The sequence below is a fragment of the Rhizobium sp. H4 genome, from assembly GCF_003013335.1.
Lineage (GTDB): Bacteria > Pseudomonadota > Alphaproteobacteria > Rhizobiales > Rhizobiaceae > Rhizobium > Rhizobium sophoriradicis.
Genome location: NZ_PSOW01000011.1, coordinates 1 through 13,771, shown reverse-complemented (window position 1 = coordinate 13,771; position 13,771 = coordinate 1). Strand labels below are relative to the sequence as shown.

11 protein-coding genes and 1 pseudogene are annotated in these 13,771 nt (G+C 56.9%); 7 read left to right on the top strand and 5 right to left on the bottom strand.

All coding sequences use genetic code 11. The annotated features are described in order from the left end of the window. Positions 1–881 precede the first annotated feature (881 nt). Together C4N04_RS17815 and C4N04_RS17810 are read left to right on the top strand one after the other, a co-directional pair. On the top strand, positions 882–1,820 hold the full coding sequence (locus C4N04_RS17815) for a sialate O-acetylesterase (protein WP_106796636.1): 939 nt from the start codon (positions 882–884) through the stop codon (positions 1,818–1,820). Positions 1,821–2,478: 658 nt separating this feature from the next. Further along, complete coding sequence (locus C4N04_RS17810; protein ID WP_106796635.1) at positions 2,479–3,117, top strand: hypothetical protein; 639 nt, start codon at positions 2,479–2,481, stop codon at positions 3,115–3,117. 174 nt (positions 3,118–3,291) lie between these two features. Here the strand turns inward: C4N04_RS17810 and C4N04_RS17805 are convergent, their stop codons facing one another. The 4 genes from C4N04_RS17805 to C4N04_RS17790 all read right to left on the bottom strand — a co-directional run bounded on the left by C4N04_RS17805 (position 3,292) and on the right by C4N04_RS17790 (position 7,407). Beyond that, complete coding sequence (locus C4N04_RS17805; RefSeq protein WP_245425616.1) at positions 3,292–4,077, bottom strand: alpha/beta hydrolase; 786 nt, start codon at positions 4,075–4,077, stop codon at positions 3,292–3,294. Further along, positions 4,053–4,457, bottom strand: coding sequence for a hypothetical protein (locus C4N04_RS17800; RefSeq protein ID WP_106796633.1), 405 nt, complete (start codon positions 4,455–4,457; stop codon positions 4,053–4,055). The genes C4N04_RS17805 and C4N04_RS17800 overlap by 25 nt, the downstream gene beginning before the upstream one ends. Before the next feature lie 390 nt (positions 4,458–4,847). Next, on the bottom strand, positions 4,848–5,222 hold the full coding sequence (locus C4N04_RS17795; RefSeq protein WP_038689732.1) for a response regulator: 375 nt from the start codon (positions 5,220–5,222) through the stop codon (positions 4,848–4,850). Continuing rightward, positions 5,215–7,407 carry a PAS domain S-box protein gene (locus C4N04_RS17790; RefSeq protein WP_106796632.1) on the bottom strand — a complete coding sequence of 731 codons (2,193 nt, stop codon included), beginning with the start codon at positions 7,405–7,407 and terminating at the stop codon, positions 5,215–5,217. The genes C4N04_RS17795 and C4N04_RS17790 overlap by 8 nt, the downstream gene beginning before the upstream one ends. Before the next feature lie 540 nt (positions 7,408–7,947). Between C4N04_RS17790 and C4N04_RS17785 the strand changes: the two genes are divergently transcribed. The 5 genes from C4N04_RS17785 (at position 7,948) to C4N04_RS17765 (ending at position 13,451) form a co-directional block, all read left to right on the top strand. Further along, positions 7,948–8,550, top strand: a complete 603-nt coding sequence (locus tag C4N04_RS17785; protein WP_106796631.1) for a hypothetical protein — start codon at positions 7,948–7,950, stop codon at positions 8,548–8,550. Between the two features lie 825 nt (positions 8,551–9,375). Further along, on the top strand, positions 9,376–10,641 hold the full coding sequence (locus C4N04_RS17780; protein ID WP_158775563.1) for an ABC-three component system protein: 1,266 nt from the start codon (positions 9,376–9,378) through the stop codon (positions 10,639–10,641). Position 10,642: 1 nt separating this feature from the next. Then, entirely contained in the window at positions 10,643–11,128 is a 486-nt protein-coding gene (locus C4N04_RS17775; RefSeq protein WP_106796629.1) for a three component ABC system middle component, read from the top strand. Further along, positions 11,128–13,068, top strand: coding sequence for a DUF3732 domain-containing protein (locus C4N04_RS17770; RefSeq protein ID WP_106796628.1), 1,941 nt, complete (start codon positions 11,128–11,130; stop codon positions 13,066–13,068). Before C4N04_RS17775 ends, C4N04_RS17770 begins: the two co-directional genes overlap by 1 nt. A gap of 98 nt (positions 13,069–13,166) precedes the next feature. Further along, entirely contained in the window at positions 13,167–13,451 is a 285-nt protein-coding gene (locus tag C4N04_RS17765; protein WP_106796627.1) for a hypothetical protein, read from the top strand. Between the two features lie 213 nt (positions 13,452–13,664). On the opposite strand, the pseudogene C4N04_RS17760 reads toward C4N04_RS17765, so the two are convergent. Next, positions 13,665–13,771: pseudogene (locus C4N04_RS17760) on the bottom strand (IS110 family transposase); the annotation flags it as partial.

Below are 13,771 nucleotides of genomic sequence, written 5' to 3'. Positions count from 1 at the left end.
CCGCGCCTGTCACAGGAACGTCGTTCATTCGCGGCGCAGACGCGCCGTGGCTGGATTCATGTGATAGGCACAGAAACGAGGATGAAGATTTTGGCGCAGCGAGGGGCCTGCGGCAATGCCCCAGCACAGCGCCCCCTGACTCTCCGATATGCCCACCCCACCCTCCGTCATGCTCGGCCTTGAGCCGAGCATCCACACGGCGCCCGCCAGCGCCAGCGGCATGGGTCCTCGGGTCAAGCCCGAGGACGACGGAGATTGGGGATGGCGTCTCGCCAAACTCAGCCGACTTACGAAGCGCACCGCCTCGCTGAGCTACATCATGCGGCTACCATCACGCTCATCTTGTCCTCCCGTCGTGACCCTGGGAATGCCGGAGTGTGGGTGACGCTTCCCACTACCTCCGTCATGCTCAGCCTTGAGCTGAGCATCCACACACGGCCCACGCCAGCGGCACGGGTCCTAGGTTCAAACCCTGGGATGACGGAGATTGGGGTTGGCGTCTCGCCAAACTCGGCATCCTCACAAGGCATGCCGCATCTCGGATGGAAACGGGTGCGCCGCTCCCGGTTGTCTCGCCGCCCTAATCTGCGGCCGCGGTTCCATGAACGAGCAACGGGGTATCTCCATGGTACTGCATGCTGCATAGCAGGCACGATCTCTCACCCAACCGGATGATTGCAATCACTGGTTCGGACTATAGTTTAGAGCAGGTTTCCGGCGACTCAATGCGAGATGTCGTCGATTGGGCTTCGATCTTCGCGACGAACTCTTTTTTAAGAGCATGCCCGAGCAAGCAGATGTGGCTGGTTTAGAGGAACCTTCACGGCTCGAGCAGCTTTGACGGGTCCGTAGACCCATCGGGATGTTGCAAAGGGAACGACATGCGCAAAACAATAGCAATAGGCTTGGCCGCCTTGATCGCCATCTACTTTGTCGGCGGCATGAGCGCGAGACTTGAGATTTTTCCTTGGCCGCAACTTTCCGCGCTGACGAAAATGGTTGGCGGCGAGAAGCCGGCGGCTCCAAGCCGTTATACTTTCGACGACAAGGAACGGCTCATCGGGGATGAATCAAAAACCGCTGTGACCTGCCCGACTCAAACCGATCGAACTGCTGTCTTACTCATTCTTGGCCAATCGAACGCTGCCAACTACGGTGGACAACGGCACCGGTCAGATTATGGCGCGCGTGTTGTAAACGCCTTTGACAAACGGTGCTTCATCGCGGCGTCGCCACTTCTTGGATCGACCAACACCAAGGGAGAGTACTGGACGCTTCTCGCCAACAAATTGATCGCATCGGGACAAAACGACAACGTCATCCTCGCACCTCTCGCATATGGCGGATCAGAGGTCGCACGATGGGCGGTAGGCGGTGACTTCAATCCTCTGCTGGTCGATACAGTGAAACAGCTTCAGGATTCCGGATATCGGATAACGAGCGTCCTCTGGGTGCAAGGAGAGGCAGATCTCGTTTTTGGCACCACTGCGGAGGCCTATCAGGAACGTTTCATGTCGATGGTTGGCACACTGCGTCAGCACGGCGTCGAAGCACCCGTTTACATTTCGATTGCATCGAAATGCCTCGAACCGAGCAACGGCGGTTTCAAGGAGCATATTCCAGACAATGTGATAGTACAGGCGCAACTGGCCCTGTCGAAAAGCGGCCACGGCATCCGCGAAGGCGTAAATTCTGACGCGTTACTCGATGGAGACGACCGCTACGACGATTGTCATTTCGGGGGCTCAGCCGAAGAGAAAGTGTCGCAGGCCTGGCTGAACCTTTTGCGTGGCGATGGCCGCCTTGAAAGCTCCCGATAGTCTTGTCAGCAATTTCCCCCATATCTGCGTAACCGCTGTTCTTGCCACGACAGCAGGATGCATCTTCCCCCTTTGTTGACGCGATGCAGGTGGCCGATCATGATAGCCGAGGGCGATCGACGAGCGAGTTCAGGGGAGTCTTGAATCAGCTGCGGCAGTACCGGCGTCCTGATAAGCGAAATGCCCCGCCAGGACGGGGCATTTCGTACTAGCTGATACCGCCTTAATCAGCGATGCCGCACGAAGGGGAGCGGCAGGTTGAAGGATGACATAGTTCGGAAAATCGTCAATTTACCTGAATTTGCTAATCCTGCTGCGGAAGCTGTTTTGCGTTGAGACCAACTCGACTTAAGACCTCAGCTCCAAACTTTCTGACATTGTTTATGCGGCGCGCAATTCGGATATTCCGATCGTCAATGTCAAGGTGACTGCGCGGCGATCGCCGCCTGGAAACCTCGCGGTAGTCTTCCCGGAACCGGTTTTTGCGCCTTCGCGAGCTTCGGCCATGACCGCCGGCACATCGTGTCGCGGACGCTTGCTCTAAGACCATAGCCGCTCCCCTGAACAGGACCTCAGTCCGATGTGCAGCGCGCGAGAGCGATCTATCTTTCGAGTCAGCCCACGTCGTGCAGTTGCACGGTCTCATTCGGAGGAAACCATGCGGATACCAACCTTAGCGTCCTTGGCCGTGCTTTCGCTGGCGATTGCGGCAAGCCCGGCAACGATTGTCGGCCTCGACATGGCTGCACTTGCAAAAGACGGCGGCAACGGCGGCGGCAATGGTGGCGGAGGTGGCAACGGCGGCGGTCTTGGCGGCGGCAACGGCAATGGCGGCGGCCACAACAGCGGTTCCGATCATGGCAGCTCCAAATCACAATCCGTGAGAGGCAAATCGTCAGAGGCACAGGGCAAGTCGAAGTCCGGCAAGACAGACACCGCAGCAAAAAGCACGAAAGAGAAGAATCTGTCGGCGCAGCTTAAGGGCCTGAATTCCTTGAAACGGAATTACCGGGCGCTGATGAACACATCGGATCCACGCATGGCTGCCATTTCGGCCTACGCCGTGGCCTACGCACAGTATGAGCTCGACAACGGGGTAGAGCCCGCGGCCGACGACCCTGTGCTGGGCGATGCGGCGCTGGAGGATGCGTTGGCCTCCGCAACGAAAACCGGCGAGGTCAGCCCGGCGGTTCTGGACGAAGCCAAGACCATTCTCGGGGTTGGCGACGCCGACGGCAAGATTGATCAAATCCGCAGCTCGCTCGAGAACGCCGCGTCGACGACGTCAGATGAATAGCCACGAGTGAGTTGCGAGCGGTGCGAAGCTACCGGAATAGCTTCGCACGAACTATAAGAGCATTTTCGATTCTGTTTGAGTTCGAGAATGCTCTTTTTTTGCGCCGGCGCTCCCGCACGGGCTCATCCGGAGCGGCCAAGTCTCTCTTCATGCGTCGGCCGACTGATCGCACTTTCAGGACGACGCGTCGTTTGCTGCTTCGCGCCGAGATGCCGACAGCCCCACTTTGTAGGGCGCGAAGACCTCGTTTGCGAAGTCTCGGACGGCCAAGTTGTAGTCCTGCGATTTCTCAAGGAAGCCCATGTGGTTTACATGCTCGAAGGTCTTCAGCGATGCCCCTGGAACAGCCTCAGCAATGTGTCTGCTGGCATTGGGCTTGGTGACGATGTCGGCTTCTCCAGCCAGCACGAGTGTCGGCAAAGAGATGCCTGAGAGTGCCTCTGTAGCGTCCCAGCGGAACATCGCAAGATCACCTCTGGCCTGCACGGATGGTGAGTTGGTGGTCATTAGCCAGGCCGTATGTTCTAGCTGGCTTCGTGTCACCAACGCACCGTAACCGAGCCTCGCCGTCAGGTGCGTCGATCCGCTGATGTAGCTTTGCCACGACATCAGCCAAGCCAGCGGCTTGAGGATGATCTGAAGCCACAAGAGCGGCTCGAGCAGTGGCCAGCGTAACAGTCGAAACAGCGGGCTAAGAATGATCGTGCGCAGAGGATTGGTGTAAGTTGTGTTGACCAGAACGACGCCAGCAATTGCCTGCCTCTGCGCATCCGGATGATCCCTGAAAAGCGTCTGGATAGCCATGCCACCGATGCTGTGACCGACAAGCAGGACAGGCTGCCGGAGGTGGCTCAAGATGACCTGCAGGTTGGCCGCCATATTGGACAGGCTGACCTTGTGAGCACTCGACCTGCCAAGGCCCGGCAGGTCCCAGGTCACGACCCTGAACTCCTTCGACAGGTCCCGTACCGCATACTGCCAGACTGTGTGGTCCAGCGACCAACCGGCGTCATGAGGATGATGGGTGCGCCGGCTGGGCCGTGGCTATAGATTTGCAGCTTTTCCCCGTCAGCACCCGTGATGACTTCACCGCCATCTCCATCCTTGAGCATTGGATTCGTATCGGGTCGCGCCAGGAGGAACATAAGCGGCCATCGTCCCAGGAACGACCCGGCCAGCAGAATGCCGCCGAGCCACAGCATCCACGCTTCACGATGCACTTCGAAGGTGGCGTCCGGCCTTTGGATCACCTCACCGCGATACCAGGTCCAGAGCAGGTAGATCGAGGCGATGAGAATAAGGGTTGAAATGAGGGAGATCAGCGGGCGTAGCGGCGTCATCACGTGCTCCAGATTTGCGGCCCTAACCTGACTTTGATGACAAAGTTCCGTCTGTCCGCCGTGCTTTTGGGACGCCGCTCGCTTCGAGGATCGATAGCTAACAGACGCCAATAGAAGCGTGCGGAACGATCCGCGCAGCAAGGAAAGCGTCTTAGCGCGAATATGAGAAATGCAAGAAGCAACGATGCGGCGCGGCTCCGCCCGGCGGGCTGCGCACCTCAGCATGAGGCGCGTCGGAGCGTGCCGCGCCGACCTCGGCAGCGAGGTCGAAAATCATCCCCCTGGTCCATCGATACCCTGAAGGAAGGGCGATGGGACCTTTTGCAGCGAGATTTTCGCCGAAGTGGCCGGCGGGCGGCCGCCGTTGCGATCTTAAGTTCTCTCGTCCGCCTACGGCTGCGTCCTGGCGCCGATCGCAGCCGTCATCTCCTGTCGCAGATCTTCGACGGAAAAAGGTTTGGAAACCACCGGACAGCCGGCATATTCCTCCGGCAAGCCGCCTCTTCCGTAACCCGTGCTGAACATGAAGGGTATTCCCCGTTCGCGCAGGATCTCGGCAACAGGGAAACTCGGCTGGCCGGCCAGGTTGACATCGAGCACAGCCAGATCGATCTCGCTGCCTGCGGCGGCCGCGCATGCTTCGGGCAGTCGCGCGACGGATGCCGCAACGCTGCAGCCGAGGTCCTCGAGCATGTCTTCGATCAGCAGCGCCACGACGCCTTCATCTTCGACGACAAGAACCTTGAGTTCGAAAAATTCAGTCATTGGCTGATCCGTGCAGGGGGATGGAGATGCGGCAGGTCACTCCCGCAGGTTCGAAGGCGACGTCAATTGCACCGCCGAGATCCCGTTCGATGCAGCGCTCCATCAGGCGGCTGCCGACGCCGCGTCGTATCGGTGTTTCCACCCTTGGGCCGCCGTGCTCCTGCCAGTCGAGGTTCAACCTCGGTGCAGACCCGGTTTCGTAAATGAGGTGCCAGTTCAGCGAAAGCGTGCCTGAATTCGATGACAGGGCGCCGTGTCTGATCGCGTTCGTCGCGAGTTCGTTGAGAACCACCGTCAGGCTGAGAGCCGTGCGAGGATCGAGATCTGCCGCAGGGCCGGCGATCGTCACCCGGCTTGCCGCCCCTTCCATGAGCGGCATCAGCACCTCGCCGGCAAGTCCATCCAGCGGCGTGTCCTTCCAATAGCGCTTCGTCAGCAAATCATGCGCCCGCGAAAGGGCGAGCACACGCGCTTCGAAGCGTTGCAGAAAATCACCAAGATCACTCGCGTGCCTCGCAGTTTGCCCCGCCAGCGACTGCACGGTGACGAGCGTGTTTTTAACTCGGTGATTGAGCTCGTCGATCAGCAGCCTCTGCCGGCCCTCGGCATGCTTGCGCTCGGTAATGTCGACAAGCATGTTTATCGCCCCGATCAGCTTCCCGTCGGCATCGTGGAGCGGTGTCGGGTAGGGAATGAACGGAACCCGGCTGCCGTCGGGCCTTTCAGCGATGGCCTCGGCGCCGCGAACCGGGCGGTCTTCCTTGAGGGCGACCGCCATCGGGCACTGGTCATGCGGCAGCGGCGTTCCGTCCGGATTGTACAGTCGCCAGGTGACGCACCACATGTCACCGGGTTGAGGCACACGGCCGGACATCTCTGTGGCCGCTTTGTTGTAAAAGGTGATGCGGCCCGCGGCGTCGGTCGTATAGACGGCCGCCGGCAGAGCTTCCAAAAGGTCGCGCATGCGCTGTTCGCTTGCACGGATCTGGTCTTCCATCTGCTTTGCGGCGGTGACGTCCTGGATCACGCGCACGCCATAGCGAAAAAGACCGGACTCGTCGCGCACCGACGAACTATGAATATCAAGGTAGAGCGTCTGTCCATCCGGCGTCGTCGAGCGTTTGCGAAAGGCATAGCTGTCCAGCTCGCCCCGCACCTGGCGCTGGTAAAGCGCCCCATCCTCGGCCCGATCACCTTCATGCGTGTAGTCGAAGAAGGTCATATTGAGCAGTTCCTCGCGAGACCGCTTCAACATCTCGCACAGCGCATCGTTCACCCGCAAAAGCCGGCCGTTGACATCGGCTTCCGCGATCCCGATCGTGGCTGCATTATAGGTCGCCGCCAGGCGTTCCTCACTTTCGCGTCGTGCGCTTTCGGACTCGTATAGGTCGGTCACATCGGTCATGAAGCAGCGGGTACTGACGAATTTGCCGTCCTGGAAGCGGCCGTTCGATGTCAGCAGCACATGCTTGATGGAACCATCCTTTGCCCGCAGCCGTGCCGGATAGCGGTCCAACTTCTCGCCGCTCGACAGCCTTTGAAGGATGCCTCCGATAACAGGCGCATCGACATGAAATTCGGCAACATGGCGGCCGACATATTCGTCGGCACTATAGCCGAGCAAAGCGAGCTCGGCCTTGTTGGCGCGGCGAATAATCCCGTCACTGCTGACGATATGGAGGCCAATCGCACTGTTTTCGAAAAAATCCTCAAGCTCGGCGATCTTGCGGCGAACCTGATCTTCGGCGGCCTTATGCGCCGAGATATCCTGGAAGCAATTTATGGCGCCCTGGATTTCGCCGTCGTGGCCTGTGAGGGCGCGAATGTTCACCAGTGCCGGGAAACGCAAGCCATCCGGCCGCTCGACGATGACTTCGGCATTGTTGGCCGGAGTTCCTTGCCAAATGGCTGTTGCCATGGGGCAATCGCCATGGGGCAAGGGTGTGCCGTCGGGCAGAAAAAGACGGTGAGATCCGCAGAAGCGGTCATGTTTGCCATCAAGCGCAGGCGCGCGCCCCCAGAGCTCCGCAGCTTCGGAATTATAGCGCACCAGCCAACCTTCGTGGTCGCAGATGCAGACCGCCCCAGGCATGGCATCAAGGACGCTCGGCGCCAGACTGAGAAGGGCCTCGAATTCGCTCAGCTTTCGTGAGGCGGCTGCAGGGAATTCCTCAACATTCGACATCAGGCGTCCTAACTCATTGCCTTCGCCAGCGCTCAGCTGTCGCAGACAGGATCAGCAGCGGGATATGAGTGTCCGCCCTGCGTCACTCCACAATGGAGTTAACTGCCCCCAACGCCTCAGATTGCAATTGGTTTCACCTTTCGACGAAGATTTCACCGAAGCGCATGTTTTGCCTCGTTTTTTCACCGCATCGCGAGGCGCAGGGGAGATAGCATCCGCTCGTGCTTTCTTCGCCGATTGCAGCTTCTGTTCGTCAAACAGATCACATGAGAGCGTGCATCTCCGCAAATATGTCGAAAACTTGTTCTGTTATGCTGTCCAAGGAGGACGGCAAAAAACATCGTCCCCAACCCTTGCTTCAAGACGATCGTGTCGGCGTGTTTTTCGACATCAATCCGAACGCCATACATATGTTTTCGCAGCGCAATGTCCTCGCCGGCACGACGCCTCTCTGCTTCGGCGGAGCGGATGGGACGGCTTGAGCAAGATGGAGCAATTCATTCAAGCATGGTAGCGAATTTGGGATGAGGGGAATCTGAAATGTCGACCTTGCTAAGAAGTTTACTGCTACTGGTCGAAATAACTTCAGCGGTGCCAGCCTTCGGCAATTGCCTGACCGCCAACGAGACCAAACAGGGCGTGCTGCTGACAAGAGAAGTGCCTTTCTTTTCCGTATTCTACAAGCCGGACGGTCCGGGTCTCACCGAACAAAAGCTGGTGGAGCGTAACCGCTCACTGCAGCCGGTGTCGGCTGTCTATTTGCACCCCTTGCTCGTCGAAAGGAGAGTTGGTCCCAACGGGACGCATGAGCTGAAATACGCGAATGCGATTGCGTTGGACGATCTGCCACAGAAGAAGACCTGGCAATCCGACACTACGCTTTTCATCAATGGCAAAAAATCCGTTTCGGGCACTACTTTTATTCGGTTCGACGGCTTGGGAGAGGAAACGATTGCATCTTGTTCCTACAAGGTTTGGGCCATCAACAGCCGTCTGGAACTGACGGAATTGCCTCCGATTATTTTTGAACAATACTATTCCCCCGAGCTTCGTCTCGTTCTTCGTTCGGTAAGGCTGAGCGCTTCCGGCCAGCCGATCGACGAGGTTCGATTTGATAGGTTTGAGATTGGCTGGGGCAACTGATTGATCATGAGGGCAAGCTGCCAGCACGCTCGACGCACTGTCACATATCGCCCTTAGACACGCCCAACTGTCATGATCCACGCCCACCGGGCAGCCCCCCGCCCGACGACGTCGCCCGATCGAGCAGAACCATCGCGCAATGGCTGGCAAGAAAGCAGATCAAACCCGCAAGCCCGACCAGCGTAAGATCATACTGCTCGGTGATGCACGTCAGAACGGTGTACATGAAGAGGCCCTCGATTTCGGGGCCACGCTGTGCGGGGGCGCTTAAGGAAGGTTGAAATGGGCGGGGTGTGGGGGTGTGGAAATGCGGGGGGTGGAGCGTGGGATTAGGGTTTATGGTGGGTGTGTGGGTATGGTGAATGGATTGGTGTGGTGGTGAGGTGCTCGTTGTAAAGCCATTTGAACTTCTCGCTCCCCGTTTGCAGCGAACTTCGCACCCGTTGAGGACATTTGCTCAGCTTGACTGGTGACCGACTGAAACTGACAGCAACCGTCCGCAAGGATACACAACACAAAAATGAACATCTGAGCTCCCGGGCAGCAAAGTCTGGGATCGACGTAAGCGGATTTTCGTGTGGCTCTCAGCAAGGAAGTGTCCCCCTGAAATCGTACAAAGTGAAACGCCGTCAACGTTAATCACTCGCAGATGAAATTCAGTGGCATGCCGATGGCATTTGTAATGTATTTCGCAAGTGGCTCTGATGGTTGTCGGCAGCTTTTGCCGGGTAATGCAGGTCGAATTGGAACTCCCGCTTTTACTATGGAAAACACTTCAACAGTCTCGCCTCGAAATTGCAATTTCGGCGAGAGATCCCCAATCTAATGGCAACGGTCGATTCGACTTTGAGTGGCGGGCTGCAATTGTGTGGAACGGAGAGTTTTTCTGCCGCAGACTCTTTGGTGGGATATGTCTACCAGTGTGAGTATGCGCTATTTCGAGCCTTAGATACGGATGATCCGGCGGAGGGCTTCATGGTAGAAACTTTCGACGACGTGGTCGTCGAAGGAAAGGACGATGCGTTTGAGCTCTTGCAGCTGAAACACCACGATCCCACCAAAGTAAAAGCCTTCACCGATAAAAGCGCTGATTTGTGGAAAACGATCCGAATCTGGTCCTCTCTCGTTAGAGACGGCGCTGTAGATCCAAGCAAAACCTCGTTTTTTTTGCTCACCACTGCTCAGGCGTCGTCGTCTGCGAAGCTGGTCGATTATCTAGCACCCAAGGTGCCCGCAGCAGGACCGAGGAACGTAAAGGCTGCTAAAGGCCTTCTTATGCAGATCGCGGAGGAGATAGAGGCCGGAACGGCCGATAGCATCAAGAAAAACGTCGAGCCTTTCTTGGCGTTGCCAGAAGCTACCCGCGACGTGCTGATTGGAAACATGACCATAGTGCCGCGGGTAGCGGTAATCGAGCACCTCCGCCAGAAGATCGTCAAGCGATTGAGCTTGACAGGCGCCACAACCGGGAACCTGGAACGCTTGGCGCAGTCCCTGGTTGGCTGGTGGTATTGGGTTTTGATCGAGCGCCTTAGATCGAAAGAAAAGGCGGCTATCAGTAAAGAGCTGCTTCAAGAGAAAATCACGGATCTGGTTTCCCAGTATGTCGTATCAAGCCTTCCCATGTTCGAAGACATCACGAACCCTGACGCCGACCAAAAGGCCCGCTTGTTGCAGAGGCTGTTCGTCCGGCAATTGATGGCTATCGGGCATACTCCGGATAAGACGACGGTCGCCGGGGCGCTGCTCGATGTCTACAGGGCCGACGGGCATATAAAGCGCTGGCTCGAAGGCCTGCGCCTGCAACCTAAGGAATTGCAAGAGTTCAAGGATCAGCTTTACGGTCATTGGGCAGCGAAATTTGGTGCGATCGAACCTGATGCAGACGCGTGCGTTGGGCAGGAGGATGTAGAATTTGAGTTAGCAAAACTCGGCCGCGCCGCTCTAAGCGGCTCACTTTCCGGAAGTCAGGCAAAACTCAAGGACGTCGAGCTCGACTATCTACGGCGCGGCGTCTTACACCTTATGGCAAACGAACCCGTGATCGGTTGGCACCCTCACTGGATCGCGAAATTCAAGCCGGGCGAATAATATGGCGTTTGCTCCCTGGAACGATCGGCAGACAGACTTTGCCAACTATTTTAATCCGGGCTATCTCGGTGTCCTCGTGTATAGCTTGGCCAAAGGCTATAATCTTACGAATGAGGGTATGTCGCTTGCCCTGGCGTTTCCTGGCGTTGCCATGGCCTTGCATCCAGATATCCGTAAGGCCCTTCCCCGCACTACCGCTACTCGGTTTTCGAAGTGGCTAAGGGATTACCCAGAACTTCGAACTGCCCTGCTCAGATCAACGCAGTCCCTTGTTCCGCAAGTCAAGGAGGCCGTTTTGACATCCCTCCGCTCAGACTGGGTCTCGACTGAGAACGGCCGCCTGATCGCCACCGCCAAGGGACCTCCGATTTTGAAGTCGGACCGAACCTTTGATGACGACCAGAAGGCGGCCTCATTCATCGGAAAGTGGTTCGCGAAGATAGGAGACGAAAGAGAAATATACCAACAGATAGGAGTGAGACCATAATGCAAATCCAGAGCGTGGTCCTTTACTCCCTTGACGGCAGGATCAACGAAATCCCATTCGACTTGGGTCGCGTGAACATCCTCACTGGCCCAAGTGGTCGGGGAAAATCCGCGTTGCTAAGTGTTGTAGATTACTGCCTTGGAGCATCGCGGTTTGAAATCCCGGCAGGTGTGATCTCGAATTCCGTGTCATGGTTCGCTTTGAAACTCGATTTTGGAGCGGAGAGGTTGTTCGTGGCCCGCCGTAGCGTCCCTGTAGGCAGGACGGCAAGTAATGAGTTCTTTGTGCGGCCCAATCCGGATCACGAAACACCGCCTCTCAGCGAATTGAAGTCGAATGCCCGCCGAGATGATCTTGTAGAGAAGATCGGATCACTTCTAGGCGTGGGAGTGACGCTTCTACCTCGTGCCGACGGCACGGCCGAACGACAAAAGCTGACCTTCCGGTCGGGTCTCATCTACAGCTTCCAGAAGCAGAATGAGATTGCTAACCCGGACCTGTATTTTCATCGTCAAAGCGAACTCGCTCAGTCGATCAGAGAGACGTTGCCTTATTATCTGGGGGCAATATCCCCGGCCATCATCGAGAAGCAAGCCGAACTTCGCGATAAGCGGAAGAGACTACGCGAGGTCGAGCGAGCTCTTGAACGCAGTGTATCGATTGCCGCAAATCGTGACACCGAACTCGTAGCAATCGTAGCAGAAAGCACTCGACTGGGTTTGATCAAGTCATCCGACATTCCGGTTAGGAGTTCGGCAGCGGAGATCCTCGAGCGCGTTTCTTCGGCGCTTCAAACCACGCTTTTTGCCGATAGCCAGGTAGCGGACGGTCAGGACACCGACCTCCTCAAGCAGATGAATACTGAGCTGCTGAACAAGACTCGTGAACGGTCAGATCTAAAAAAGCAGATTGACGCCCTGGAGAGTTTTGAAAACGACCAAAACGTCGTCGACAACGCACTCAACGAACAGCGGCGACGTTTGATGGCGTTGCATCTCCTTGCAGATGACCACGATTACAAGCAATGCCCAGTCTGCGAAAGCAGGCTGGAGGCTGTAACGCCAGCTGTTGCGGATATGAAGCACTCTCTGCAAACGCTTGTCGTCGAACTGGCGATGGTGAATTCAGATAAGACCGATGTCCGGGAACAACTCTCCAAACGCCGTGCCGCTGTTACTAATCTTACGTCGGAAATCGCTTCGATTAGGCGCGAAGTTCAACGCCTGAAGGATGAGGAAGATGCCGTAAAGTCGTTATTGGAGCAAAAGCACGAGGTCGCCAGACATTCCGGGATGATAGACATGTTCCGGAGGCTCATATCGGTCGACGACGACGAGACACGTGTTGCGCTAGAACTTGAAAAGGCCTCCTTGGTCACGGACATCGAAGAACTCGAAGCAGAAACCAACCTGTCCGACGTGCGTGCCAAGACTGCGACCTTTCTCGGCGGCATCGGGCAGCAGATCACTCGGTGGGCTCGCGAACAGCATCTCGAATACGCGAACGGTTTTCTGACATTCGATCTCCGCGGGCCGAGACTTATCAGCGAAACGGCCGACGAGACGATACCGTTTTCGCGCTTTGGCAGCGGACGAAACTGGGTCTGGTATCATTTGCTCGGCCATCTGGCTCTCCACGAATGGTTTGCGACGAACCAACGGCCCGTGCCTAACTTCCTGATCCTTGATCAGCCTTCGCAGGTCTATTTTCCCTCAGCTAGTGGAGAGGCCGAGGATAACGATTGGAAGGAGGTCCGCAAAATCTATGAGTGGCTTTTCGACGTCGTCGAAAAACTTGATGGCCAGATACAGATTATCGTTACCGACCATGCGAGATTCGACAACGACCCGCGTTTCACAGATCATCTCAAGCATGACTGGTGGGAAGGCGGCTCCCTAGTACCCCAAGAATGGCTGGACCAAAACCCGCAGTCCCAATGAACAAGAGAGCCTCCATCCTTGTACGTTGGGGACAGCGTAGATTGTCCGGCGTGCGGCCGCCGCTTCCGAGAGCACAGTTTCTGAAATAAAACGTCTCCATGAAAAACGAACTACTCCACGAAATCTGGCTTGACCACGAGCCTGATGGTCAAATGCTCCCCGGCATTTGCCTTGCCGGTCCCATGGGAAACGGCTTTAGGTCGCTCCTGAGTGAGGGCTCGGTGAAGGCTGGCGAGATTACCGGGCACAGCCATTTCGATGTCATGACGAAATACTGGAAGCTTCAGGGATGGGGTGAGTACCAGACGGAGAACGAGCAGGATCACGAGCCATATCCTGACGAATGGGCTCTAATTCAACGTGCCTTTATCAATGGCACGTGAGTCTGCGTCGGCCCTGAGTGTGGGTACGAGAGGTGTAAGCGGCGGCCTGCCGTGCAGCCCCCTCATCCGGCTGCCGCCACCTTCTCCCCGCTGGGGAGAAGGGGATGGCGCGATGCCGCCAATCCCTAACGACTGCAGAGAATGGGCGTGTGACGCCGCTGCGACTCGCCGAGGAGAAGGTGGTGGCAGCCGGATGAGCGACTATCTGGATTGTCAAGTTGCATATTCGAATTCTCTTCGCGCGTCTCGTGCTTTTGCATTGAGAATAACCAGGAGTTTTCGGGCGAGTGCGATGCGGATGACCATTTTGGGTTTGCCGG

What these genes read in the sequence shown, in the direction of transcription:
- C4N04_RS17775 (WP_106796629.1), top strand. Translation starts at nt 10,643, where the DNA reads ATGGCGTTTGCTCCCTGGAACGATCGGCAGACAGACTTTGCCAACTAT.
- C4N04_RS17810 (WP_106796635.1), top strand. Translation starts at nt 2,479, where the DNA reads ATGCGGATACCAACCTTAGCGTCCTTGGCCGTGCTTTCGCTGGCGATT.
- C4N04_RS17780 (WP_158775563.1), top strand. Translation starts at nt 9,376, where the DNA reads ATGGCAACGGTCGATTCGACTTTGAGTGGCGGGCTGCAATTGTGTGGA.
- C4N04_RS17795 (WP_038689732.1), bottom strand. Translation starts at nt 5,222, where the DNA reads ATGACTGAATTTTTCGAACTCAAGGTTCTTGTCGTCGAAGATGAAGGC.
- C4N04_RS17815 (WP_106796636.1), top strand. Translation starts at nt 882, where the DNA reads ATGCGCAAAACAATAGCAATAGGCTTGGCCGCCTTGATCGCCATCTAC.
- C4N04_RS17785 (WP_106796631.1), top strand. Translation starts at nt 7,948, where the DNA reads ATGTCGACCTTGCTAAGAAGTTTACTGCTACTGGTCGAAATAACTTCA.
- C4N04_RS17765 (WP_106796627.1), top strand. Translation starts at nt 13,167, where the DNA reads ATGAAAAACGAACTACTCCACGAAATCTGGCTTGACCACGAGCCTGAT.
- C4N04_RS17770 (WP_106796628.1), top strand. Translation starts at nt 11,128, where the DNA reads ATGCAAATCCAGAGCGTGGTCCTTTACTCCCTTGACGGCAGGATCAAC.
- C4N04_RS17790 (WP_106796632.1), bottom strand. Translation starts at nt 7,407, where the DNA reads ATGTCGAATGTTGAGGAATTCCCTGCAGCCGCCTCACGAAAGCTGAGC.
- C4N04_RS17800 (WP_106796633.1), bottom strand. Translation starts at nt 4,457, where the DNA reads ATGACGCCGCTACGCCCGCTGATCTCCCTCATTTCAACCCTTATTCTC.